The 25,118-nt window shown below is 56.5% G+C and carries 16 protein-coding genes and 2 tRNA genes; 10 read left to right on the top strand and 8 right to left on the bottom strand.

Going from position 1 to position 25,118, the window contains the following annotated elements:
• The first annotated feature begins 166 nt into the window (after window positions 1–166).
• The 4 genes from HMPREF0577_RS01120 to HMPREF0577_RS01105 all read left to right on the top strand — a co-directional run bounded on the left by HMPREF0577_RS01120 (window position 167) and on the right by HMPREF0577_RS01105 (window position 5,741).
• Window positions 167–1,825, top strand: a complete 1,659-nt coding sequence (locus HMPREF0577_RS01120; RefSeq protein ID WP_004011811.1) for a peptide ABC transporter substrate-binding protein — start codon at window positions 167–169, stop codon at window positions 1,823–1,825.
• 142 nt (window positions 1,826–1,967) lie between these two features.
• The gene (locus HMPREF0577_RS01115; protein WP_004016392.1) at window positions 1,968–2,894 is read left to right on the top strand and encodes an ABC transporter permease; all 927 of its coding nucleotides are present in this window, start codon (window positions 1,968–1,970) and stop codon (window positions 2,892–2,894) included.
• A 10-nt stretch (window positions 2,895–2,904) separates the two neighbouring features.
• Window positions 2,905–3,882 (top strand): ABC transporter permease, encoded by a 978-nt coding sequence (locus HMPREF0577_RS01110; RefSeq protein ID WP_004014565.1) that lies wholly within the window; start codon window positions 2,905–2,907, stop codon window positions 3,880–3,882.
• Window positions 3,879–5,741, top strand: coding sequence for a dipeptide ABC transporter ATP-binding protein (locus HMPREF0577_RS01105; protein ID WP_004011808.1), 1,863 nt, complete (start codon window positions 3,879–3,881; stop codon window positions 5,739–5,741). Before HMPREF0577_RS01110 ends, HMPREF0577_RS01105 begins: the two co-directional genes overlap by 4 nt.
• Here the strand turns inward: HMPREF0577_RS01105 and HMPREF0577_RS01100 are convergent.
• Window positions 5,738–6,466, bottom strand: coding sequence for an IclR family transcriptional regulator (locus HMPREF0577_RS01100; protein ID WP_004014567.1), 729 nt, complete (start codon window positions 6,464–6,466; stop codon window positions 5,738–5,740). The two genes, HMPREF0577_RS01105 and HMPREF0577_RS01100, sit on opposite strands and share 4 nt — an antisense overlap.
• A 219-nt stretch (window positions 6,467–6,685) precedes the next feature.
• On the opposite strand from HMPREF0577_RS01100, the gene HMPREF0577_RS01095 reads away from it, so the two are divergent.
• The gene (locus HMPREF0577_RS01095) at window positions 6,686–6,967 is read left to right on the top strand and encodes a TM2 domain-containing protein (protein ID WP_004011806.1); all 282 of its coding nucleotides are present in this window, start codon (window positions 6,686–6,688) and stop codon (window positions 6,965–6,967) included.
• Window positions 6,968–7,073: 106 nt separating this feature from the next.
• Here HMPREF0577_RS01095 and HMPREF0577_RS01090 read toward each other — a convergent pair.
• The 5 genes from HMPREF0577_RS01090 to gltX form a co-directional block, all read right to left on the bottom strand.
• Window positions 7,074–7,146: transfer RNA gene (locus HMPREF0577_RS01090), tRNA-Glu, on the bottom strand.
• Between the two features lies 1 nt (window position 7,147).
• Window positions 7,148–7,219: transfer RNA gene (locus tag HMPREF0577_RS01085), tRNA-Gln, on the bottom strand.
• A gap of 88 nt (window positions 7,220–7,307) precedes the next feature.
• Window positions 7,308–9,014, bottom strand: a complete 1,707-nt coding sequence (locus HMPREF0577_RS01080; RefSeq protein WP_004011805.1) for a methyl-accepting chemotaxis protein — start codon at window positions 9,012–9,014, stop codon at window positions 7,308–7,310.
• Between the two features lie 15 nt (window positions 9,015–9,029).
• Window positions 9,030–10,637 (bottom strand): methyl-accepting chemotaxis protein, encoded by a 1,608-nt coding sequence (locus HMPREF0577_RS01075; RefSeq protein ID WP_004017762.1) that lies wholly within the window; start codon window positions 10,635–10,637, stop codon window positions 9,030–9,032.
• A gap of 480 nt (window positions 10,638–11,117) precedes the next feature.
• Window positions 11,118–12,677, bottom strand: a complete 1,560-nt coding sequence (gltX, locus tag HMPREF0577_RS01070) for a glutamate--tRNA ligase (protein ID WP_036342137.1) — start codon at window positions 12,675–12,677, stop codon at window positions 11,118–11,120.
• Window positions 12,678–12,906: 229 nt separating this feature from the next.
• On the opposite strand from gltX, the gene HMPREF0577_RS01065 reads away from it, so the two are divergent.
• From HMPREF0577_RS01065 to HMPREF0577_RS01045, 5 genes are all read left to right on the top strand, one after another.
• Complete coding sequence (locus tag HMPREF0577_RS01065; RefSeq protein ID WP_004011799.1) at window positions 12,907–14,577, top strand: ribulokinase; 1,671 nt, start codon at window positions 12,907–12,909, stop codon at window positions 14,575–14,577.
• A complete protein-coding gene (locus tag HMPREF0577_RS01060) occupies window positions 14,574–15,290 on the top strand; it encodes an L-ribulose-5-phosphate 4-epimerase (RefSeq protein WP_004011798.1) in 717 nt (238 codons plus the stop codon). Before HMPREF0577_RS01065 ends, HMPREF0577_RS01060 begins: the two co-directional genes overlap by 4 nt.
• Window positions 15,291–15,362: 72 nt before the next feature.
• A complete protein-coding gene (locus tag HMPREF0577_RS01055) occupies window positions 15,363–16,424 on the top strand; it encodes an NAD(P)H-dependent glycerol-3-phosphate dehydrogenase (protein WP_004011797.1) in 1,062 nt (353 codons plus the stop codon).
• Between the two features lie 133 nt (window positions 16,425–16,557).
• Window positions 16,558–17,337: a fumarylacetoacetate hydrolase family protein gene (locus HMPREF0577_RS01050; RefSeq protein ID WP_004011796.1), complete on the top strand. Its 780-nt coding sequence runs from the start codon at window positions 16,558–16,560 to the stop codon at window positions 17,335–17,337.
• Window positions 17,338–17,433: 96 nt separating this feature from the next.
• Complete coding sequence (locus HMPREF0577_RS01045; RefSeq protein WP_004011795.1) at window positions 17,434–20,196, top strand: DEAD/DEAH box helicase; 2,763 nt, start codon at window positions 17,434–17,436, stop codon at window positions 20,194–20,196.
• Between the two features lie 146 nt (window positions 20,197–20,342).
• Here HMPREF0577_RS01045 and HMPREF0577_RS01040 read toward each other — a convergent pair whose 3' ends face one another.
• Window positions 20,343–21,701, bottom strand: coding sequence for a serine hydrolase (locus tag HMPREF0577_RS01040; protein WP_004011794.1), 1,359 nt, complete (start codon window positions 21,699–21,701; stop codon window positions 20,343–20,345).
• 14 nt (window positions 21,702–21,715) lie between these two features.
• On the bottom strand, window positions 21,716–25,108 hold the full coding sequence (locus tag HMPREF0577_RS01035; protein ID WP_004011793.1) for a DivIVA domain-containing protein: 3,393 nt from the start codon (window positions 25,106–25,108) through the stop codon (window positions 21,716–21,718).
• Window positions 25,109–25,118: the final 10 nt, after the last annotated feature.

Raw genomic sequence — 25,118 nt, 5'->3', positions numbered from 1 at the left:
GGTGCCAAGAATTTTTGGCGTCTCATTTTCTCACATATTGAGAGGGATTAGATAAATCCGCACCATAACATCTAGACTGGGTTTCACCCACAAAAAGTGGCTGACGTAGGCTGAAGAAATCCCCGGATATTCTCTTGGCTCAACTATAAATTTTGGAGGCTAACTAGTGAAAAAGAAACTACTCTCCACCATGGCGCTTACCGCCGCTATGGCCTTAACTCTCAGCGCCTGTGGCGGCGCCAGCGCCGACACCGACAAAAAGGCGGATGACAAGCCTGTCAAAACTGACGCGGTTATCACCGTAAATAACACTGAACCGCAACACCCCTTGATTCCCGGAAACACGAACGAGGTCGCCGGTGGGCTGGTAATTGACCATATTTACGCTGGTTTGCAATCTTATGATGAAAAGGGCGAGACTCAGCTGGAAATGGCCGAATCGATTAAGTCAGACGACAACCAAACTTGGACAATTAAAATTAAACCCGACCAGAAGTTCTCGGATGGGTCGGCGGTGAACGCGAAATCTTTCGTGGATGCCTGGAACCAGACTGTCAAACAGAACATGGTGAGCGCTTCTTTCTTTGAAAGCGTGGAAGGCTACGACGATGCCGTAAAGGATGCCGAGGCTCAGGTTAAAGGTAGCGGCGTGGGCACCGTGGACATGTCTGGTTTGAATGTGGTGGACGACCAGACCTTCACGGTAAAGCTGAAACGACCGGAATCTGATTTCCCCTTGCGTTTAGGTTATTCCGCATACTTCCCCATGCCCGAGGCTGGAATTGGCAGTCCGGACAAAGTCGCTAAATTCGGGGATGCGCCAATTAGTAACGGCCCCTACGTAGTTAAAAAAGGTGACTGGGAGCACAATGTCCAGATTACCCTCACCCCTAACCCCAATTACAAGGGGCCGCGCAAGGTTATGAACGGCGGGATAACCATGAAGATTTACTCTGGACAAGACGCCGCGTACAACGACTTGCTGGGCGAAACGCTCGATATTTTGGACGCGATTCCCGATTCGGCTTTCGGCACTTTCCAAAATGAACTTGGTAAACGGGCGGTAAACAAAGCTTCGGCGGTTTTCCAGTCCTTTACTATCCCCGCTAATGACAAGCGGTTCCAAGGTGAAGAAGGCAAACTACGCCGCCAAGCCCTGTCCTATGCGATTAACCGTAAGGAAATCTGCGACAAAGTCTTCCAAGGTACCCGTACCCCCGCCACGGATTTCATTGCCCCGGTAGTTCCCGGACACAATGACAACCTCAAAGGTAAAGAGGTTGTGAAGTTCGACCCCGAAAAAGCTAAAGAGCTGTGGAAGAAAGCCGATGAAAAATCCCCCTGGTCGGGTTCTTTCGAGCTGGCTTACAACCCGGATGGAGGTCACCAGGCTTGGGTGGATGCCGTTATGAACTCTATTAAGAACACCTTGGGTATCGACGCGAAAGGCAAGCCCTACGCCGATTGGAAGTCCTTGCGTGACGATGTCCAGAGTCGCAAGATTACGGCGGCTTTCCGTACCGGTTGGCAGGCGGATTACCCCTCGCCGTACAACTTCTTGCAGCCGCTATACGGCACCAAAGCCTCGTCTAATGACGGGGATTACTCCAACCCGAAGTTCGACGAACTGCTGGATAAAGCCTTGAATACCTCAGATCAGGCGGAGGCTAACAAGATTTACGACCAGGCTCAAGAAATCCTGTTCGAAGATCTCCCGGCCATTCCCCTGTGGTATTCCAATGTGGTAGGTGGCTTCGGTAAGGGCGTGAAGGGTGTCGTCTTTGACTGGCACTCCAAGCCTTTGCTCTACCAGGTTGCCAAGTAGGTGGAGGCTGCTAAGCGCCGAGTTTAAAACCTGAAAAATTCGTGGCTCGGAGTTTCCTCCGAGCCACGAATTTTGTTTTACCACCTATTTACCAAGTAAGATAGAAACTATATTGTCTAAGTAAACATGGAAGGAGGCAGGGTTGTTACGATACCTTGGCCGACGACTCCTCCAGATTATTCCAGTGCTTATCGGTGCCACCTTTATTATCTACGCGCTGGTATTCCTGATGCCCGGTGACCCCATCGCGGCACTCGGCGGGGATCGGGGTCTCCCACCCGCTGCTGAAACCGCCTTGAAAGCCAAATATAATCTGGATAAACCATTTATAGTCCAATATTTGCTCTACCTCAAAGGCATTATGACTTTTGACTTCGGGCTGACATTTTCGGGACGTGAGGTCACCGAAGTAATGGCCTCCGCCTTCCCCGTCACCATTAAACTCGCGTTTATGGCACTGGCTTTCGAAGCAATCTTCGGAATTACTTTCGGCACCATTGCCGGGTTGCGGCGCGGTGGTGTCTTTGACGCGACTGTGCTGATAGTTTCCCTGTTCGTCATCGCGGTGCCGACCTTTGTGATTGGCTTCGTGATGCAGTTCATAATCGGGGTGAAACTGGGATGGCTGCCCACCACTGTGGCGGGTAAAGATAATTTCGTTTCCCTGCTAATGCCTGCCATTGTGCTGGGCGCCGTATCTTTCGCCTACGTGCTGCGACTCACCCGCCAATCCGTCTCCGAAACGACCAGTGCTGACTTTGTGCGCACCGCTAAAGCCAAGGGCTTAAAAAACGGGCGCGTAATTCGCGTACATATCTTGCGTAACTCGCTAATTCCCGTGGCGACCTTCCTCGGAGCCGACCTGGGCGGCCTAATGGGCGGTGCCATTGTTACCGAAGGGATTTTCGCCATCAACGGGGTGGGCGGCAACATCTACCAAGCAATTATTAAAGGTGAACCCGCCACCGTGGTTTCATTTACCACGGTACTGGTCTTAGTTTATATTGTGGCAAACCTGTTGGTGGATTTACTCTATGCCGCCCTCGACCCGCGCATCCGCTACGAATAAGGAGGACGTAATGAGTGACCACACGAAAAACCCTGAAACCACCGCCAAGCTCGCATTTCCCGCCCAAAAACATTACGTGTCGGATATTGACGAAACCGGTCTGGGCGCGGTCGATGCTGTAGCCGATGATTCTGCTCCCGCCTCGCTGTGGGGCGAAGCCTGGAAATACCTGCGCAAGCGCCCCTTGTTTTGGATAGCCGCGATTATCATTGCCTTTTCTATCGTTATGGCGGCCTTCCCGCAACTGTTCACTCGGATAGACCCGAACTTCTGTGAACTATCGAACTCCTATGCCCCACCCAAAGCGGGTCACCCCTTCGGTTATGACCGGCAAGGCTGCGACATTTTCGCGCGCACCATCCACGGAGCACGAGCCTCGGTAATAGTTGGCTTGTTAACCACCTTCATGGTGGTGATTATCGGGGGAGCCTTTGGAACTCTCGCCGGGTTCTTCGGTGGCTTCGTAGACGCTTTTCTCTCGCGTATCATCGATATTATCTTTGCGGTACCGTTTATTCTCGCAGCCATCGTCGTGATGCAAATGTTTCGTGACAACCGCACCGTTTTCACTGTAGTGCTGGTGCTGGCGGTATTCGGCTGGCCTTCGATTGCCCGCATTACCAGGGGTGCCGTGATGCAAACCAAAAACGAGGAATTCGTCACCGCCGCGAAAGCTCTGGGGGAAAACAAGTGGAAAATCATCCTGCGCCACATTGTGCCCAATGCCATCGCCCCGATGATTGTCTATGCCACCGTAGCGCTCGGAACCTTTATTGTGTCCGAAGCCACCCTGTCCTTCCTGGGGGTGGGGCTGCCCTCCAATGTAGTCAGTTGGGGTGGGGATATTTCTAGGGCGCAAACAGCACTGCGTCAAGCCCCACAGGTCTTGTTCTATCCAGCCGGGGCTCTGGCTTTAACCGTGTTGAGTTTCATCATGATGGGTGACGTGGTTCGGGACGCACTCGATCCGAAAGCGAGGAAAAAATGAGCGAAGCAAGCCAGGAAACCCAGATGGCACCTCGTGAAGCCGAAACCAAAACGGCTCCCACGGCGACCATCGCACCAACCGAGGCGGGACAACTGCATGTCGATACCCCCGCCACCGCCGCCGAAATGAAAGCCACCGGCGAGGAAACCATCTTGAAATCCGTGTCCTACCAGGCAGCCAAGAACGGCGAAACCATGCCTCTGCTAGAAGTTGTCGACCTCGAAGTCGCCTTTCGTTCCACCACCGGAATGGTGCCCGCGGTACGCAAAGTCAACTTCACAATCTATCCCGGGCAAACAATTGCTATCGTGGGCGAATCCGGATCCGGCAAGTCCACTGCCGCCGCCGCCATTATTGGACTTTTGCCCGGCACCGGGAAAATCGTCGGCGGCAAGATTCTGTTCCGCGGCCACGACATCACCACGTTGAACAAGAAACAACAAGTGGCTCTGCGCGGCTCACATGTCGGGATGGTGCCCCAAGACCCCATGTCCAACCTGAACCCCGTGTGGAAGATAGGTTTCCAAGTCAAAGAAGCCTTGACCGCGAACCGCAAAGCCAAAGGCCGAGAAGACGAGCGGGTCGTGGAACTGCTGGAAGAAGCCGGGCTACCCAACGCCACCAGGCGGGTGAAACAATATCCCCACGAATTCTCCGGGGGGATGCGCCAGCGCGCGCTGATAGCCATAGGTTTCGCCGGGGAACCGCAACTGCTGATTGCTGATGAACCGACCTCTGCCTTGGATGTGACGGTGCAACGTCGAATTCTCGATCACCTGGCTACCATTACCGAAAAACGCGAAGCCTCCGTGCTGTTCATCACCCATGATTTGGGACTCGCGGCCGAACGCGCTTCGCACCTGGTGGTGATGCACCGGGGTCGCGTCGTGGAATCCGGGCCGGCTTTGGATATTTTGGGACAGCCCCAGCATCCCTACACCCAACGCCTGGTGTCGGCCGCGCCATCCCTGGCCTCCCAGCGGATTCAGGCCGCCAAGGCGCGCGGCGAGACCTCCACCGAGTTGCTGACCCACGGTATGGCTCATCCCGAGGAATACAAAGAAATCATTCGCGCCGAGAAACTGACCAAGATTTTCGATATTCGCGGCGCCAAGGGCGAAGCAAAACAGCTAAAAGCCGTTGATGAAGTGTCATTTTCTTTGCGGCGCGGCACCACCCTGGCCTTGGTCGGAGAATCCGGGTCAGGTAAATCCACCGTGGCGAATATTATTTTGAACCTGATTAACCCCACCTCAGGCAAGGTTTACTATCAGGGCACCGATTTATCCACCCTGGGACGCCGGGAGTTGTTCGACATGCGCGCCAAACTGCAAGTCGTGTTCCAAAACCCGTACGCGTCTTTGAATCCGATGTTTTCGGTGTACCGCTGTATCGAAGAACCCCTGTTGGTACACCATTTCGGGGGGCGCAAAGAGCGTGAGGAACGCGTGGCGCAGCTGCTGGATGCGGTGGCTTTGCCGCGTTCGGCGATGCGACGCTATCCTGGGGAACTCTCCGGGGGGCAGCGTCAACGGGTGGCGATTGCCCGCGCTTTGGCGCTACGACCCGAGATTATTGTTTTAGACGAGGCGGTTTCCGCCCTGGACGTCTTGGTGCAAGAACAGATTCTGCAGCTTTTGGCCGATATCCAGCACGATTCGCATATCACGTACCTGTTCATCACCCACGATTTAGCGGTGGTGCGCCAGATGGCCGACGAGGTCGTGGTGATGCAATCGGGGCGCGTGGTGGAACGCGGGTCGGTGGACGTGATTTTCGACCGTCCGCAAGAGGCTTACACTCGGGATTTGATAGAGGCGATTCCGGGACGCAATATTCCGTTGTGGAATGGCGACTAGTCGCTCTCGCGCCGCAAGAACTCGGACAGACGCTGCGCGGCGGCTACCACCGCCGGACCAAGATTGCGCCCGGGCTGCCGCCCCAGACGCTCGATAGGCCCCGAAACACACACGGCCGCCACGACGCGCCCATTCGCCCCGCGAACGGGCGCTGCCACTGAGGCCACGCCAACCTCACGCTCCCCCACTGCCTGCGCCCAACCGCGCCGCCGTACCTCCGAGAGCTGGGTGACATTGAACACCGCCCCGCGCATCGCACGGTGCATCCGTTCGGGTTCTTCCCAGGCCAGCAAAATCTGGGCAGAGGATCCGGCACGCAACGACAGCAGCGCCCCCACAGGAACCGAATCACGCAACCCGATGGGACGGTCCACAGCCGCCACACAGATTTGCTGGTCAGCTTGGCGGCGAAACAGCTGGCAGGATTCGTGGGTATGGTCACGCAAAGCAGTCAATACGGGGGTGGCAATCGCCAACAGCTGGTCATCGCCCGCCGCACCGGCCAGTTCCGCGAAACGCGGCCCCAAGATGAAACGCCCCCGCGCATCCCGATTCACAAAACGGTGGTGTTCCAAGGCTACCGCCAGTCGGTATACCGTGGGGCGTGCGAGGTGCGTAGTGGCCACCAGCCGCGACAGGCTAGCCGGGCCAGCCTCGAGCTGTGACAGAATTGCCACGGCTTTATCCAGCACCCCAACCCCGGAGTTCTCCTCTGTCTTGTCCATAACACGATACTGACATCTCAAGATGTGAAATGCAAGCGAGGCACCCCGAATAATTTCGAGGTTTCTATGCGTCTCCACGGCATTCAACATGGTAGGGTAGCGAACATGAGTAACAATATGCCACTAAATAATCCATATGCCCCGCTTCCAAACCAAAATTTATCGAACCAGGGGCTTCCCAATCAAAGCTACCCGGGTCAGGGCAGCTCAAACCAGGGCATGCCAAATTTCGGATACGGGACTTCCTCGGGTCTCCCGATGGGTTTCCGCGAAGTCGACAAGGTGCTCTACGTTGTTCTGACCTTCTTCATCGGGAGTTTCGGCGTACACCGCTTCCTGCGCGGTCAAGTTGGCATCGGGATTCTGATGCTGCTGTGCAACTGGATGACGCTAGGGCTGTGGTGGCTGATTGACTTCGTTATCGCGTTAGTGAAACTGGGACAGTACCCCGGCGATAAATTCATCTTCGACGCGAACGGTAACTGGGCTTACATGCAGTAGTAACTCTGGCTTTGTACCAAAGCCAGGTTCCTGGCACTGCCAGAAGCCTGCATTCTGCTAAAAGTTATGGCGTGCGGCTTTTGCCGCACGCCATAACTTTTAGCAGTACCCCCAACCGGATTTGAACCGGTGTTACCGCCGTGAGAGGGCGATGTCCTAGGCCGCTAGACGATAGGGGCGCTGGGGTACCAGGACTCGAACCTAGACTAAGTGAACCAGAATCACTCGTGCTGCCAATTACACCATACCCCATGGTGCCGTGCCCAATTCAGAGCGAAAAAACGCTGCCAAATCGAAGCACCGAGAGTTCAGACTACCCGATTTCTCTCACCAGCGCAAATCACACTTCCCCCTCCGCTGTTTCCTTGTATTTGAACTGAGAAATGTAGCCATCCATAGTGCGCGCCGATGTTACCAATCCCTTCGAGGTCTTGTGCAAGGACACGACCTTGTCGCTAAAGTCCTCTGCCAGGGTTTGATACTGTCCGATGGTGTCGGTAATCTCGCCAGAGCCACTGGCGGCTTCCGAGACAGAGCGCGACATCTCATTAGTGGTAGCAGTCTGTTCCTCTACCGCCGCCGCAATCGTGGTCTGGTAGTCATTGATTTGCTGGATGATTTCGGAAATCCGCTCGATGGCCGCCACCGCTCCATCGGTATCGGACTGAATAGCAGTAATCTTCGCGGTGATTTCATCAGTGGCTTTCCCGGTTTCCTGAGCCAAGTCCTTGACCTCACCAGCCACCACCGCGAAGCCCTTGCCGGCTTCGCCAGCCCGAGCGGCCTCAATCGTAGCGTTCAAGGCCAACAAATTCGTCTGCTCCGCAATCCCGGTAATAGTCTTTACCACATCACCAATCTCACGGGAAGAAACCCCCAGCTTCGCCACAGTTTCATTAGTCCGCTTCGCCACCTCAGTCGCATCATTAGCCACCCGAGCGGCCTCGTTAGCATTGGTAGAGATTTCACGAATGGAAGCCCCCATCTCTTCGGCACCAGCCGCCACAGTCTGAATCGACTGGGCGACATCTCCAGCGGCTCCCGCCACCACCTTGGTTTGGGCAATAACTTCCTGGGTCTCGTCATAGGCATCGTTAATCCCTTGCCCCACCTCAGTAGCCACCGAGTTGACTTCACCCGCGACTTCCGCTGCCGAGCCCACCAGCCTACGCAACGATGCCTGGGTGGAGTTCAGCTTGACGGAAACGTCACCTACCTCGTCGTTCATGAGGAGCTGTGATTCGGCAGTAAAATCTCCGTTGGCCATAGCTCCAATGGTGTTCCCGGCCAAGGTAACGGTCTTGCGCAAAGTACGACGAACCAGAATACCAATCACCAACGAAATTACCAGGATTACCAAGGATACCACCACCATAAGGGTAACCATAGCAACACGCATGCTAACGGCCTGATCCACAGCGACATCCATCTTGGCTTCCGAAGCCTCCACAATCTGCGGAATCAGAGTGCCAAGATCATTGACATAGGAAGAAACGTCAATCGCGCCGCCTTCTTCGTATTTACGTTGACCATACAGTTGCATGATTTGCTTGATTGCATCGTGGAACTGTTCGGTAACTTCCGTGGTTTGAGCCACAATCTTGGCGATATCCGGATCTTTAATCTTGGACAATTCCTCTAGTCTCTTATCCGTCAAATCGATATATTCGTTAACCTCTTTGGTATGCCCCTGAACCAGGGAAGCTCGCACGTCCTCTTCAATCGTGGTCTTTAGCAGGGACAGGCGTTTAACCTCGCTTTCAGAGGCAATCAGGCGCAACATGTCATGATTCAGCGCCTGTGCCAGTTCCACATCGCTTTCCTCTTGGGTATAGGCATTGGAGGCACCGGCATACAGGTTAATCCCGATGACAAAGGTCAGCAGCATAATCAACAGCCCCAATACCCCGGAAGCCCCGATGGCTCCCAACTGAATGGACAGCGGAACACGGCGCAGCTTCTTTCCCCTGGCATTGCACCGAATCTTGGAATCTTTGCTCTCAACCTGGCGGTTAGTAGTTGCCATATCTGGCGTATTCATCGTCATTGTCTTGTCTCCCCCCTAGTACTTCAGCTCATTCAAGCGTGAAGCCAAATCCTGTGACTGGCCGGACAGACCATCCATACGCTCATTCATTTCGGTGAACTGCTGTGCCAACTCATTGGTTTGTTTGGCGATATGCGCCACATTCTCCGCGATTGTCTGGGAACTATCAGCGGCCTCCAATACTGACCGCGACATCTCATTAGTGGTTGCGGTTTGTTCTTCTACCGCCGCCGCAATCGTGGTCTGGTAATCATTGATAGAAGCAATAATGTTAGAAATTTCCTCGATGGCTGAAACCGCCGCCTGGGTGTCGGTTTGAATCTGTTCCACCTTGATAGCAACTTCTTCGGTGGCGCGACCGGTCTCGGCCGCCAGGTCTTTCACTTCCGAGGCCACCACGGCGAAGCCCTTACCGGCATCACCCGCACGCGCTGCCTCAATTGTGGCGTTCAAAGCCAAGAGGTTGGTCTGCTGAGCCACTGCGGTAATCGTTTCGATAACCTCGCCAATCTCCTTAGAGGATTCGCCCAGTTTCGCCACAGTTTCATTAGTTTGCTGTGCCACTTCCGAAGCTTCCTTGGCAACCCCGGCAGCAGAGTTTGCATTGGAGGAAATTTCTTTAATGGAAGCATTCATTTCCTCGGCACCAGCCGCCACGGTTTGTACCGAACGAGAAACTTGCTCGGCGGCAGCCGCTCCGCTGTTGATGTAATCAGCGCCCTTTTGAGCGGCCTCTACCGCGTTACGGGCACCATCGCCAATACCAGAAGTGATTCCCACCACTTCCTCGGCCGAAGTCACCGTGTTGCGGATACTATCGCGCATCCGACTCATAGCCTGATTGAACTCTTCACTCATATCACCGACTTCGTCAGTGCTTCCCCGGGAAACCTCGACGGTGAAATCACCCTCCGCCAGTTGATCCATGCCAGCAGACAGAGCCTTAGCGGAACGAGTCAAGGACGTAACCATCTTGCGGGTCATCACTGTCACAACGACCACGGCAATCAGTAACAGTACCCCGGCAAATATCAGTGCAGTACGGTGAATCGAATTCTGCAGCTCCTCAGCATCCTTGCGACACTGAGCGAAGGTATCCAACAGCTCTGCAGCCTTATTGGTAAAGGCATAAGCATTATCGGTTTGCCAAATCCCGAATTCGTCGGCTGCCGCCGCTGTGGACACGCGATCCTCCGAGACACCGGTAATAAATGCCTGCCACCGCTTCGCGTAATCCGCAGCGGCTGCCCCCATAGCATCAACAATCTGCCTTTGCTTCCCGGTTAACTTGGATGATTGCAGCTTTTGCAAATCCTGGTTGACCGTTTCCAAGGCATCCGCCACCGCAGTGGCATTCGGATTGTCTGAACCAACTTTAGTTACCGTCCAAGTCTGAATTTGTGTCGCAAGTTTAGCCTCCTCTGAACGCATTTTGGTCCAGGTAATGCGGGCATTTTCTGTCGTGGAGACGGATTTATAATAATCAATCTCCGAGCGGAAAGCTCCCTCGTAGGACCGGACTGAAACCACCATATAAACTAGCATAACCAGCAGTAAAACAGCAACAACAGCCGAGGCTAAGCCAGTTTTAACTGCAATAGTAAAACGAAATTTTTTACTCAATTCACTACTCCTTGAACTCACAATCCCAATCCTAAAAAAGAAGATTGAGAACTACCCCATCAAAACCCGGTAGACCAGGATTCTTACCTCAATAATAGCGTTGTTTACTGAACAATAAAAGACTCCGGGGTACTCTACGCGTACTGAGCGCGAAAATATACTACCCTGCCGGTATTCATGAGTGTGGTGCCTTCTCCAGCTGTCCACACCGGAGCATGTTTACCGGCAAAAACACACCCCGGTGGTTGATAAAAATCCCAGAAAAACCGATACGGCCACAAAGGTGGTTTTCACCGCAATAGCATATTTAAATTTCCTCTCTATCCAATTCCCACTCCTAGAGTCATTAAGCCCGCCCCGAGAATTAGAAACCGCGACACAAGGTGTTTTAAAATCAACCGTCGGGACTAGTGAAGCTAGAACCTAACATACTTCCACCTGGCGAAATCGGATTTGAGAGAAGTTATATCATAAATCAATCTAGCTACCATTTGTGGCACAATATTTAGCGCAAAAACTAGCTAAACGTCGCAAAGTTTCTTCACGTCCCAAAATCCGCATCGAGTCAAAAACCGGAATGGAAACATTAGTCCCCGTCACCGCCACAAACAGCGGTGCGAAGGCCTCACGCGGCTTTAACCCCAAACCATCAATCAGCGCCTCGTTCAACACCTGGTGGATAGCCTCGGTATCACCCCAAACGTCTGCGGCGGCGGCTTCCAAAGCGCTGGCCGCTCCCGACAGCGCCACCGGCGCGGAATCTTTTAGCTTACCCACGGCCTTGTCGTTATAGCACACCTCGGAGCTAAACAGGAAACCAATCAAATCCGTAATCTGATTCAGCTGCACCACGCGGGTTTGCGCCAAGGGGGCAGCGGCGGCCACCAGGCGCTGCTCCTCGGCGGTCAGCGCCTCGAAATTATCGCCAGACACCGTCCCAGTTTCCGCCAAGAAAGGCACCAAGCGCCTCATGAAGTCGTCCGTATCCAACAAGCGAATATGTTCAGCGTTTATCGCATCGCATTTCTTTTGGTCGAAGCGTGCCGGGTTCGGGTTCACGTCCTTGATGTCGAACGCCGCCGCCATTTCTGAGAGGCTGAAAATATCGCGATCCGGGGCTATTGACCATCCCAGCAGCGCCAGGTAGTTCACCAAACCCTCCGGGATAATCCCGTGCTGGCGGTGCAACAACAGATTCGACTCCGGATCACGCTTCGAGAGTTTCTTGTTGCCCTCGCCCATCACATAGGGCAAATGCCCGAAATACGGCACAAACTTCGCGATTCCCAAGGCGTAAAGCGCACGATACAAAACAATTTGACGCGGGGTGGAAGACAAAATATCCTCGCCGCGCAAAATATGCGTAATCTCCATCAGGGCATCATCAATCGGGTTCACCAGCGGATAAAGCGGATCCCCATTCGCGCGCACAATCACATAGTCCGGCACCGAACCAGCCTTGAAAGTGATTTCCCCGCGCACCAAGTCAGTGAAAGTGATGTCTTCGTCGGGCATCCGCAGACGCAACACCGGCTTGCGCCCCTGACGGATATATTCCTCGCGCTGGGCGGCCGTCATATCGCGGTCAAAACCGTCATAACCCAGTTTCGGGTCGCGCCCCGCAGCCACATGGCGGGCTTGGATTTCCTCCGGGGTGGAAAACGACTCGTAAGCATACCCAGCTTCCAGCAACTGCCCCGCGACTTCGCGGTATATATCCATTCGTTCGGATTGACGGTAAGGTCCGTGTGGCCCGCCCTTACCCACGCCTTCATCCCAGTCCAACCCCAGCCAAGTCAAGGAATCAATAATCTGGTTGAAGGATTCCTCGGAGTCACGCGCCGCATCCGTGTCCTCGATGCGAAACACGAAAGTACCCCCCTGGGAACGAGCATAAGCCCAGTTGAACAGGCAGGTTCGCACCATGCCGACATGCGGGGTGCCGGTAGGACTGGGGCAAAAACGCACCCTCACGCCGGAGCCGTGCGCCGGCGGGGTCGGAACAGTGGACAGGTCAGGAAGCTTCGCATAATTAGTCACGACCCTTATCTTAGCCCATTGTCACCAAGACAGTTTCCCGGATTCGGGTTCAAATCCCCCGCCATTTATGCAAACGTTTTCATAACCGGGATTTTCCCGTTTTATTCCTCTAAAATCAAAGGTGAAGCGGCGGTTGGCCAAGGTTGGTCGACCCCGCAAACATCAGGAAGGAACAGCCTCCCGCCGTGAAAGAACACCAGCGGGACATAGAATTATTAAGGATTGCGAAATGACGGAAACAAAATACCTGGTTGGAATCGATTTCGGCACCCTATCGGGGCGAGCCGTGGTGGTGCGAGCCGACACTGGTGCTATGGTTGGCACCGCCGTGGTTGATTATCCCTACGGAGTGATGGACGAACGGCTGACCAGCGCCGATAACCAAGTCCTCCCCCCTGAATTCGCTTTGCAAAACCCTGCCGACTATATCCTGGTGTTGCGCCAGGCAGTTCCGGAAGCCATCAAGGATGCCGGAATCGACCCCTATGATGTGGTGGGAATTGGGGTGGATTGCACCTCGGCCACGGTGTTAGCCACTGATAAACACGCGGTGCCGCTGTGCCAAAAACCCCAATTCGTGAATAACCCCCACGCCTGGGTAAAACTGTGGAAACACCACGGGGCACAAGACCAGGCTGATCGTCTGGTGGCGGCCGCCAAAGAACGCGGTGAAGAATGGCTCAGTCGCTACGGCGGAGTGATGTCTTCGGAATTGACGCTACCCAAAGTACTGGAAACCTTTGAAAAAGCCCGTGAGGTATATGACGCAGCGGATTACTTTGTGAATCTGTTGGACTGGTTGACTTGGAAACTGACGGGGCGGCTGACTTTTGCAGCCGGGGACTCCGGTTATAAACGCAACTACCAAGACGGGTCTTATCCCTCGCCGGAATATCTAGAGGCGGTCTCTCCCGGTTTCGGTACCATGTTCCAAGACAAGATGGATGCCCCGATTCTGCCCTTGGGGGCGAAAGTGGGGGGACTCACCAGCACCGCCGCCGCCCTGTTGGGTCTGCCCGAGGGAATCGCGGTGGCCTCGGGGAATATCGACGCTCACGTGGTGGTCGCCGGGGCTAATGCGGTTAACCCCGGCCAGCTGACCGCGATTATGGGTACTTCTAACTGCTACGTGGTAAATTCCCCGGAGCTGCATGAGGTGCCAGGAACCTTCGGCGTAGTCTGGGGTGGCGGGGTTGACGGAGCTTGGGGATACGAAAGCGGGCAAACCGCCGTAGGCGATATTTTCGCCTGGTTCCTGGACAACTGTGTGCCCTCTAAGTACGAAAAAATGGCCGAAACAGCCGGGAAAACCGTGCACGAGATTCTCGAAGAACTCGCAGCCAAGCAAACGATTGGTGCCCACGGGCTGATTGCCTTGGACTGGCACAACGGTAACCGTTCGATTCTAGCCGATTCACGCCTGTCAGGCATGATTCTGGGGCTGACCTTAACCACCAAGGCCGAAGATATTTACCGTGCCCTGTTGGAATCCACCTGTTTCGGGGCACGGGTGATTATTGAGAACCTCGAGAAACACGGGGTTGCGGTCGATGAAATCGTCGCCGCCGGGGGACTGTTGAAAAACCAGATGTACATGCAGATGCTGGCCGATATTACCCGCAAACCCATCACGATTTCCTTGGCGCCGCAAACCGGAGCGCTTGGGGCTGCGGTATTTGCGGCGGTCGCGGCCGGGATTTATCCCACCGCCAAGGAAGCCGCCGCCGCGATGGCACAGGTACAGCATCATGCTTACACCCCGAATCTAGAGGCCGCCCGCCTTTACGATGTGCTCTTTGGGTTCTATCAAGAATTACATGACCATTTCGGTCGCGGGGAATCCGAAATTATGCCGCGACTGAAAGCATTTCAAGCCCAGCAAAAGGCTGGCAACTCGTGAACCCGAAAATATCCCTAAGGGAACTGGACGCAACCACCCAAGCCGCCGTGGCGAAAACCCGGGAAACCGTGGCCCGATGGCACGCCGAGCTGCCCGCCAATAACCTGGTGGTGTGGACGGCTGGAAACGTGTCCCAGCGGGTTGCCGGCACCGAACTGTTCGTGATTAAACCTTCCGGGGTGCGCTATGACGAACTAGCGGCCGACAATATGGTGGTGTGCGACCTTGAGGGGAACAAAATCGCAGATGGCACCGCTGAGACACTCCGGCCTTCCTCGGACACGGCGGCTCACGCCTATGTGTATCGGCATCTGCCCCAGGTCGGCGGGGTGGTGCACACGCATTCTCCCTATGCCACGGCCTTCGCGGCCATCTACCAGCCGATTCCCTGCGTGTTGACGATGATTGCCGACGAGTTCGGCGGGGAGATTCCCGTCGGACCCTTCGCTATCATCGGTGATGATTCCATCGGCCGGGGTATCGTGGAAACCCTGCGGGAATCACGCTCCCCAGCGGTGCTGATGGGCAATCACGGACCGTTCACCGTGGGTAAAGATGCGAAAGCGGCGGTGAAAGCAGCGGTGATGGTGGAAGAAATCGCGAAAACCGTGACATTCGCGAAATCATTGGGAACCCCGCGCCCCATCGACCCTGCGGCCGTGGATGCCCTGTGGCAACGGTACCAAAATGTTTACGGTCAACCCGAAAACTAGCCCGACCCCAACTGAAAACAACATAGCAATCAATAAACTGCGGCGCCAGCCGCCCGACAGAAAGATAAATAAATGGCAATAATGGCAGTTTTAGGCAGCGGTATCATGGCCACCGCCCTGTCTTTCCCTATGAGCGAGAATGGCCACGAAGTGCGCCTGGTGGGCACGCATTTGGATCGCGAAATCATTGATTCCATCCAGAAAACCGGGGTTCATCCCCATCTGGGATTGAAAGTCAATCCCGGGGTCAGCGCCTATCAGCTAGAAGATGCGCCAACAGCCTTTGCGGGAGCCGACGTGGTGATGTGTGGGGTGAATTCTTTTGGTATCGAGTGGATTGCCGAACAGTTCAAAACCCTGTTGCGACCGGGACAGAAATTGTTGTGCATCACCAAGGGGATGCGTGCCGATGCGGATGGCACCCTGCATCTGTTGCCAGAAATTATCCAAAACGCGCTGCCCAAGGAGCTGGTGGAACAGGTTTCGTGGAATGCGGTGGTTGGCCCGTCTATCGCCGGGGAAGTCGCGGTACACCACGACACCGCCGTGGTGTTCTGTGGGCACAACAAAGACGACTTGGAATACCTGGCCGACTTGTTCCGCACCGATTACTATCACGTGTGGACATCCCTGGATTTCGTGGGTCACGAAACCGGGGCGGCCACCAAGAATATCTACGCTTTCGCGGCCGGATTCGCGGCCGGACTGTTGAAAGCCCAGGGCAAGGAAAACGACCGCTACGTCATGTATAACTATGGTTCCGCGATTTTCGCTCAGGGCCAAAAGGAAGTGCGCCAATTCGTGACTTTCATGGGGGGCATCCCCGAAACTGCGGATGGTCTGGGTGGGGTGGGCGACATGTTCGTCACCTCGATGGGCGGACGCAACGTAAAAGCCGGAACTTTCGTCGGCCAGGGGATTCCTTTTTCGCAGGTACGTAGTGTACACATGAAGGGGGTGACCTTGGAGGGCGTCGCCGCGATTTCAGTTATCGGCAAGGCCTTGCGTGCTTTGACTTCACGAGGGGTCATCCAGGAATCCGACTTCCCCCTGTGTCGCTTTTTGTATTCGGTGGTAGAAGAGGACGCGCCGCTAAAGATGCCGTGGGACAAGTTCTTTGCTGACTTGCGGTAGTTTTCTGGTGCTTCTGATTCATGAGGGGCGAGCCGGGATTTTCGGCATTTTGCCGGGATTTTCGGCTTGCCCCTCATGAATTGGCCGCCGAATTCCCCAGGCGATTTCACAACCGAAGCGTTAGACTTTTAATATGCGAGTAATACGGTTTGACAAAGGCGATGGTACTTACGGATTCGGCGTACTGGAGGACGATTCGACGCGCGTGATGGTGCTGGCAGAAAATCCGCTGTATTCCCCAGGCAAGATTAATGCCACCGGCCAGATTCTGCAGCTAGAAGACGTGCGACTGGTGGCACCGGTGATACCAGCCTCGAAACTGGTAGGAGTCGGGGCGAACTTCTATGCTCCCGGCGCGGAACATACTCCCCCCGAGAGTGACCCAATCCTGTTCTTGAAACCCAATACCACGGTGATTGGGCCGGGCGCCCCGATTATGCTGCCGAAATGGGCGAAGGAAATCGTGCACGAAGCCGAGATTGGGGTGGTGATTAAACATCCTGCCAAGGATATCGACCCGGCACACTGGAAGGACTATGTCTTTGGCTACACTGTCGTTAACGATTTGACGGCGCGCGACGCGATGGCCGTGGACAAGACCTGGATGCGAGGCAAGAGTTTCGACACAGCCTGCCCGATTGGGCCGTGGATTGTGGTCGACCCGGATTTGGATCCACAAAACCTGCGGATTCGCTCCTGGGTGGATAGCGAATTGCGCCAAGACGACACCAGCGCGAATATGATTCATTCGGTTGCCAAATTGGTGGCCTATATTTCCCGGGTTACTACCCTGCTGCCCGGGGACGTGATTTTGACTGGCACCCCCGCCGGGTCGGGGACTTTGGAAGATGGCCAGACCATGACCTGCGAGGTGGAGGGTATCGGCACTTTGACGAATCCGGTACGCAGATAGGGCGTTTCCCCCGGAATTGTCGCCTAGGGGGATGCCCGGCCAGCAGCCTTCGAGTTAACCGATTTTTGGGGGTGGCGGTTTCGCTAAACTGGAGACATGTCTGAATCCTTGAATGCGCTGCTTGACCGGTTGGAAGACGCGGGGAAACTCGGCGACTCCCTCGAGGTGCTCTCTGGTTTCGAAGCCTGGGCGGAAAGCACCGGGAGACCCCTGTACCCCCACCAGCTGGAGGCCGCCGAACACATTATCCTTGAAGACCGCCATTTAATTGCCCCCACCCCTACGGGTTCAGGCAAATCCCTGATTGGGGTGGCGGGTATCTTGTGGGCCTTGGCGCGCGGCGGCGTGGCCTACTACACGGCGCCGCTGAAGGCTCTGGTTTCCGAGAAATTCTTTGACCTGGTGGATTTGTTTGGTGCCGCGAATGTGGGGATGATTACTGGGGATGGCTCGGTAAACGCCGCAGCGCCAATTATCTGTGCCACCGCCGAAATCCTGGCCAACCTTGCCCTGCGGTGGGGTGACACGCTGGACGTGGACACCGTAGTAATGGACGAATTTCACTACTACGGGGATGCCGAGCGCGGCTGGGCGTGGCAAGCTCCCCTGTTGCTGCTGCCCAACACGCGTTTCATTCTCATGAGTGCCACCCTGGGTGATACCACTTTTCTCCAGTCCGACTTGCAGCAACGCACCGGACGCGAAGTGGCGGTTTTGGATTCCGCGAAACGCCCCGTGCCCCTCGAAATGGAATACCGCGTCGAGCTGATTGAAAAACTGCTGGTGGAACTGGCACATCACAATCAGCTCCCCGCTTATCTAGTGCATCCCTCGCAACGCGCGGCCGTCGAAGAAGCCAGCCGCTTGGCGGCGCTCGACCTGGATTTGGGATTGGATGCAACCCAGATACAGCGCTTGAAAACTGAAATCAAAACCGTAGGGTTCAACTCGGCTTTCGGTAAGACCTTGCGCCCCCTGTTGCTTAAAGGTATCGGGATTCACCACGCCGGAATGCTGCCGCGTTACCGCCGGTTAGTGGAACGTCTAGCTGGATTGGGTTTACTAAAGCTCATTAGTGGCACTGACACCCTGGGCGTAGGCATCAATGTGCCGATTCGCACGGTGGTTATGACCAGCCTGGTGAAATTCGACGGCGCCAAAGAACGACACTTGAACGCCCGGGAATTCCACCAGGTGGCGGGGCGCGCCGGGCGCGCCGGTTTCGACACGGCGGGGTACGTGTTTGTCCTTGCTCCCGAATGGGAAGTTGAAAACGCGGTGGCCTTGGCCAAGGCGGGGGATGACCCGAAACGCCAGGCGCGGGTGAAAAAGAAGCAAGCCCCCGAGGGGCGCGCCACCTGGAGTGAAGGCACTTTTAAACGCCTGGTAGACAGTGAACCCGGGGCGCTCTCGCCCCGGTGGCAAATTACACATGCTATGGTGCTGTCTACCCTGCAACGCCCCGGGGATCAAGAAAAAAACCTCGCCGCACTCGCAAAAGACAACCACAATGTGCTGCGTTTCGGTGCCACCGCTGCGCAACGTCTGACCCAAACCCTGAACGAAATCCTGGATTCCCTGGTACTCTCGGGAGTACTCAAACTAGGCACTCCCACCGGCTACGAACTGGTAGGGGATTTACCCGAGAACTTTGCTCTGAATCAATCTCTCGCGCCTTTTGCCCTGGATTTTTTGCACAGCTTCCACTGTTTCGAAAAACCGGATTTGCGGCCATCACCTAATGAACCCGAACCAGAAGAAGAGGAACACTTCCCCGTATCGGTGCTGTTTAACGAGGTCTTGGACGTAATCTCGGTAATCGAAGCGGTGCTTGACGACCCGCCGGCTCTGCTGCGCGCCCAGGAACGCAGCGAAAAAGACCGCGTGTTCGCCGAACTGAAAGCCGCCGGAGCCGACTATGAACAACGCCAGGCTGCCCTGGAGAAAATCACCTACCCGCGCCCGCTTGAAGACCAACTGAATGCCACCTTCGAGGTGTATTGCGAGGAAAACCCCTGGGCAAAATACTTTCAGCCCCGGGCTAAATCGGTGCTGCGCGACATGATAGAAACCGGGGCGACATTCTCTTCATATATTGCCTCGCTAGCTTCGGCTTATGCCGAAGGGCAGCTGCTGCGTTACCTTTCCGACGCGTGGCGTACTCTGAACCAAATCGTGCCCGAGCAGCTGCGGGTGCCGCGTTTCTTGGATGTGATGGAGTGGCTCCAGCAGCTGATTCGCGAAGTGGATTCCTCGCTGCTAGACGAGTGGAAATACCTAGAGAACCCGGATTTGCGCCGCGCCCCCACGGCGGATACCACGATTACGGACGCACCCGAACTTGCTTTCGGGCAACGTGCAGACGGCAGCTTTGACTGGCCAGCCAATCCCGAAGCCGCCGTGCGGGGCTTGCGCCGCGCCGCTATGACCTGGCTCGACGCGATGGCAGGCGACGAATTTGAACTGTTGACCCGCATGGAAAAAGACCTCCGGGAAGCCAGCCTAGAGCGCAGCGAGACCCTGCGGCAATTCCCCCCGTTAGGTGAGAAACACTGGGACACGATGCTCGGGGAGTTTTGGCAAGTTCATGACTTTATGGACGCCGGGGCGGAGGGACGCAACAAGAGAAACTTTGAGCTCTACACCATCAGCGACGAGGTGTTCCAGTTCACCCCCGAGGTGATGAAAATCGTAGACCAGATTGAAAACCGTAAACTGTGGGTGGCGGAATTGGCTATAGTTGACGGCAACAAGTATCTGGATTTCGCGTTTTATATGGCCATAGACCCGATGGCGACCCTGTCCACCACTCCGGCATGCCCAGCGTGGGTGCCTTTGGGGTTGTGGAGCCGACTGTGACGGCGCAACGAAGTAACGGCGCGTAACGGCGGGCGCGACAACACCCCGTGGCCGAACGCCAAACAGCCAAACAGCCAAACGCCGAACGACCAAACAGCCAAACGCCGAACACCAAACACCAAACAGCCAAACGCCGAACGACCGAATTACTGCAAAATCTGGCTTAACTCGTCCAGAACCGTTGTCCCCGCCCCCATCGATCCGGCCTGCGCGGCCATCGCAATGAAAACCCGATTGCCGCTGCGGTCTTGATACCAACCGAACTGGCGCACAGTGTATATCCCCCCACTTGGCCCCCAGCCGCCTTTAAACGTCGCCCCGGGCAGCCGCCCCATCCCCCAACGCTGCGAGGGAGAAATGTAGCGCATCTGTTCTATTACCCCACCGGCTTGCGCCTGGCACGGCAAAGTAGCCGCGAAACGCACCTGGTTCAAAGGGGTCCACTCGGTTTGCCCGAAAATCGAGAATCCGGCCGCGCGGCGCGTGGAGGGAACCACGGTATTTCGATCCCCCGACTGGCGTATCACCTTGGTTACAGCCTCGGCACGTTGCGCGTCGGTGTCGGCCACGCCGCGCCACAAACGGTCAGCCGCGTCATTGTCTGAAACGGTTATAGCCTGGCGGATGCTGTCTTTGAATTCGGCGGCTTTCCCGGCTTGGCTCACCGCCACGGCCAGCGGGACTTTGGAAGTAGACCAGGCGGGCCAGCCGCCCTCCGCCCCGGCGGTTACCAAGCCGTATTGGGGGTCGTACCAGGCCACGGCGATTTTCGCACCGGTGTTGGACGCGATGGTTTCAAATCTAAGACGTAACTGGGCGGCGTTGAGTCTGCCATTGCCAGGTGCCACCACAGTGGCTCCGTCACAGGCTTTCACGGGCGGTAACGCGGCGGTTCCGGTTGTCGCAGCGCTACCTTCCGGGGCTGGCGACGTGGCCTGCCCGGCCTCCGGGTCGCCGGCTTCCGGCAGGTTCGCGGGGGTGGTGGGGCACGGATGAGCCGCGTCCCCCACCCCGTTGATTCCGCAGGTGCGGGGTTTTTTGGCTGCATGAGTTGCATGCGTGGATGGCGTCGAAGTCAGGGAATCTGAACCGGACGGGATTCCGGTTTTGGTGCCTACGGAATCACCAGGCGCCATTCGCTGCGTGCTGGCCGCCTTCGGGGTATCCGCCAAGGTGTTACCACCGTTCAGGTGGGTGAACGCCAAGATGACTCCGGCTAAAATCAGGGCAGCAACTAATGACATCACGAAACCGATAACCAACCAAAACATTTGACTATGCGCCGAGGCCGCAGCGTGTTGGGGATATTGGGAGTACTTCGACGCTGTCGAACCCCCGGGAGGGTATTGGCCGACTGCCGTTTGGGGGGGAACCTGGCCTATTTGCCCCAGCTGGCTGGGCTGCTGCCCCGCAGCCTGCCGGGGATAGGAACTCATCTGTCCGGAAGCAGCATCGCGCGCGGCCTGCCCCAGTTCAGAAGGCTGCCAGGATTGATGTCGACCCATAATCGGTGGTGACCTCACAGACGCGGGATATTCAAATGTACCCCGTTGAAATCAGAATACGCCGATGTTACCGGGAGCTCGCGTCCATCGGGGAACCGAACAAACACCGCGTCGTCAGAACCTAGCGGCCGGGATGTCGTGACGGTAACCAAATACGCGGTGGTAATTGACTTCCGGGGTTGTTCGGCCTCCAGTTTCGCGATGGACTCGGGTTTCTTGGCGTGCGGCTGCGAGTGTTCTTCCAGCGAGCCGTACGCGGAAGTAAATGTGTCCAGATTCGTACGGTATCCCGCCAGGAAGTGCGGCACGAATCGGCCTTCCTCGGTGACCTCTCCGAAGGGTTCTTCGCCTTGCAGCAGGGGTCGGGGGTTGGCGTTTTCCGGCAGCTTAGTGCCGGAAAACGTGGATGTTTCGGTCTCTTCGGGGATGGGTTCGGGAATCTCTTTGGGGGTGGAGGGCTCCTCAGTTTCACGAGGTGTCGACGCGGTTTCATCCGCCGTGTCGATATCTGTGGTTTCCGCTAAACGCGATGCGGCCTCGTGGTCAATGGGCACCTCGGTAAAGGTGGGTCCAGTCACCGTCTCAATCCCGGTGGCCGGGGTCAGTAATTCGGCGGGATTAAGCGGTTCTAGTCCGGGAATGCCAGCCAGTCCCGCCGGGTATGCTGTTGTCACGGTGTCGCCCCCGCCGGGCTTGTCCCCCCTGTTGCGCGCGAGATTCTTGGGGGGCTGCGTTGCGTCTGGTCTTCCGTTTTCTACAGTGGCAGTTTCCGCAGCGGTTTCGGTGGCACGACTGGTTACCTCGGCGAAGCGTTTGTGGTTGGGGCTCGCGGTGCTGGCGACTTGATTTGCGGCCGCCACCGAGTTGGTCAAACTGGCTTTGCCGAGGTCAGGGTCGTTTCTGGCCTGGTCGAGGGCTTCGAGCGCTGCGGCGCTAAATTTGCCGGTCGCGTTGGTTTCGCCGGGTTCATGAGGTGCCTGTCCGGATGGCGCTTCGCCCGCAGAATACGGCTCGGTCTTAGAATCAGTGGTTTTGAGGCTGGACAAATCCAAGCCCACTCCCGGGGTGGGAAGATCCGGGGTCACTACTTCCGTCAAGGGTTCGTGGGGCGGCGTCGCGATGCCGCTTGATTCCACAGCCCCCGCCGCATTGCCTGTGGCAGGGGTAAAGGGATTGCGGATGGGCTCAACCGGCGTGTCGACGGGGGGAACAGCCGGAGCCTCGCCGGGAAGATTGAAGGCTGGGGTTGTAGCGGGAACCGCCGCTGTTGGGGTTGTGCCCCCTGCCGGGCTATCCAAGCCATCCGCGCCGCCAACAGCGTCGCTGCCAGCAGCTAGCGTATCGGGTTCCACCCCGGGATAAGTCTCGGTTCCCCAGCCAGGAGTCGCGAAACCGCCGGTATCTTCCGTGAATTCCGCGTTAGTTTCGGGGTATCCAGTCGCCTCAAAATCGCCGCCGCCCGCGTCGCCCATCCCCGCTGCCGTTTCGGTGGGGTAAGCATTATCGTCGTTATACCCAGTCGCGTCACTGTAGCCTTCGCCCCCACCAAATCCCGCTGCGAATTCACCGGTTCCCCCATTTTCCGGGCTGACTTGTTCGGGATACGCGTCGTATTGTTGATAACCATTCGACATATCGGTGGGAGCAAATGGGGTTTCCACCGCGAATTCGGACACATCCGGGTTTGTGCCCGGGGTTTCGGGGTAATCCGCGTATTCCGGGTACTGACCGGCTTCGCTCGGATTGTAGGTTTCGCCGTTGGTTTCCCCGCCCGCTGCCGCCATTTCGGTCTCGGTATAGCCGTCTTCCCCGAAGTTGGCCTCGTAGCCGGTTGCAGCTTCGTTCGCGTAAGCATCGCCATAACCGGCCGCTTCAAACTGGGCACTACCCGGGGCATCGTAGGGGTTATTGCCCTGGGGCATCGGGGTATCGTTCCCCGGCTGGGGCATTGCTTCCCAGTTCGTCTCGCCCGAATTTTCGGCGTAAACCCCGTCTTGCTCTTGGTATCCATAGTCCCCGGCAGGCGCTCCCGGCTGGGCATAGCCGTAGGCAAAGTTCGGGTCACGGGGCACCTCGGGATACCCGCCGGGAGTGGTGTCCGCAGCCGAGCCGTCATTGCCCCAGGCTTCGGGTTGCCCATAGGCTTCGAATCCCGGGTCGGGAGCGTTCCCGTAGCCGCCGGATTCCATCGGGTATGGGTTGGGGGTCGGGGTGTCGGTGGGGGGAGGGAAGGCGTCTTCATGAGGCGCCATTTCCGCTGCGGGCGTTTCGCCGAAATCATCGAATCCGGTCGCTTCTTCTGTCTCGATTAACCCGATTTCCCCAGGCAGTTCCGCCTCGGTTTCCCCGTCATCTTCAGTCAAATCAACATCTGGCGTATCCGCTGCCATCGACTCGGTTGGCGAGCCCGCCGGAAAACCATATCCGGGAATCGCGCCGCCCTGGTTCGCTTGCCCGGACGGAGCCGTAGTTTCTGCTGGAATCGCAGCGGACTCGTCTTGATTCGGGTTTCCTCCGTTGTAATCAGCGTATTCGCCTTCCTCATCATTGTAATCCGAGGCATATTCGCCCGGCGCTACCGGCGAGAAGCCATATCCCGAGGATGCCCCGAAGGTCGTGGAATCCGCATCTGGCTGGGGATAGAGCGGCGGATAATCCGGATAATTTTGGGGTGAGGAAGCCGGGGATTGTCCCGGAGCTTGCATCCAGTCCAGGCTGTCCCCGGGGTACTGGGGAGCCTCATTAAATTCGCCAACGCCAGGTTGCCGCGCCGGCGGGGTTCCTAAAACAGACGAGTATCCTGGCGAATTAGGCGCCGTTTCGCTGGCACCTAATGAAGCCGCCTTATCCGCCGCGCTCGGGGCGGCATCCAACGGAACCGCGCCACCCACGCTAGCGCCTAATGAAAGCATATTCCCCGCCGTCACCGGGGCACCGCCCGCCGCCGAGTCACCCAAAGCCACCGGCGCGGAAACCTCGGCGGGCAACTCGCCAGCCGCCGCCGCCTGCTGGGCAGCCTCCGCTTCCAAAGCCGGACCGTCGACCTGTAGCACCTGATAGCGCTGGTCAGACGGCGGAATTCCATAGGCATTTTCGTAGGCTTCCAACGTGGCCGCGACCTGATCCAGATAATCATCCACCGCGTCCTGGTCATAACCCACCCGCATCCGGGTATAGTCAAAGTCAACCTCGCGCACATCCACGCCCCGCACCGTGATATAGGTCAAATCCACTTCGGCCTCGGGAGCGGCACTCAACGCCTCGTAATAGGAAAGAACCCGCACGACTTCATCAAGATAGTCGTCAATCTGGTTTTGATCGTAACCATCCCGGAATTTCGTTGCCGGAAACTGTACCGTGAAAACATCTTCACTGGTCAACAGTTGAGGGGTGTATTCCTCGCTCATAGAAAACGGT

The organism is Mobiluncus mulieris ATCC 35243 (assembly GCF_000160615.1).
Classification (GTDB): Bacteria; Actinomycetota; Actinomycetes; order Actinomycetales; family Actinomycetaceae; genus Mobiluncus; species Mobiluncus mulieris.
This window is presented reverse-complemented; position numbering and strand designations above follow the sequence as displayed.

Bases quoted from the DNA above. Each gene is read 5' to 3' on its own strand.
- HMPREF0577_RS01110 (WP_004014565.1), top strand. From the start codon at position 2,905: ATGAGTGACCACACGAAAAACCCTGAAACCACCGCCAAGCTCGCATTT.
- HMPREF0577_RS01105 (WP_004011808.1), top strand. From the start codon at position 3,879: ATGAGCGAAGCAAGCCAGGAAACCCAGATGGCACCTCGTGAAGCCGAA.
- HMPREF0577_RS01100 (WP_004014567.1), bottom strand. From the start codon at position 6,466: ATGGACAAGACAGAGGAGAACTCCGGGGTTGGGGTGCTGGATAAAGCC.
- HMPREF0577_RS01095 (WP_004011806.1), top strand. From the start codon at position 6,686: ATGCCAAATTTCGGATACGGGACTTCCTCGGGTCTCCCGATGGGTTTC.
- HMPREF0577_RS01080 (WP_004011805.1), bottom strand. From the start codon at position 9,014: ATGACGATGAATACGCCAGATATGGCAACTACTAACCGCCAGGTTGAG.
- HMPREF0577_RS01065 (WP_004011799.1), top strand. From the start codon at position 12,907: ATGACGGAAACAAAATACCTGGTTGGAATCGATTTCGGCACCCTATCG.
- HMPREF0577_RS01055 (WP_004011797.1), top strand. From the start codon at position 15,363: ATGGCAATAATGGCAGTTTTAGGCAGCGGTATCATGGCCACCGCCCTG.
- HMPREF0577_RS01050 (WP_004011796.1), top strand. From the start codon at position 16,558: ATGCGAGTAATACGGTTTGACAAAGGCGATGGTACTTACGGATTCGGC.
- HMPREF0577_RS01045 (WP_004011795.1), top strand. From the start codon at position 17,434: ATGTCTGAATCCTTGAATGCGCTGCTTGACCGGTTGGAAGACGCGGGG.
- HMPREF0577_RS01040 (WP_004011794.1), bottom strand. From the start codon at position 21,701: ATGGGTCGACATCAATCCTGGCAGCCTTCTGAACTGGGGCAGGCCGCG.
- HMPREF0577_RS01035 (WP_004011793.1), bottom strand. From the start codon at position 25,108: ATGAGCGAGGAATACACCCCTCAACTGTTGACCAGTGAAGATGTTTTC.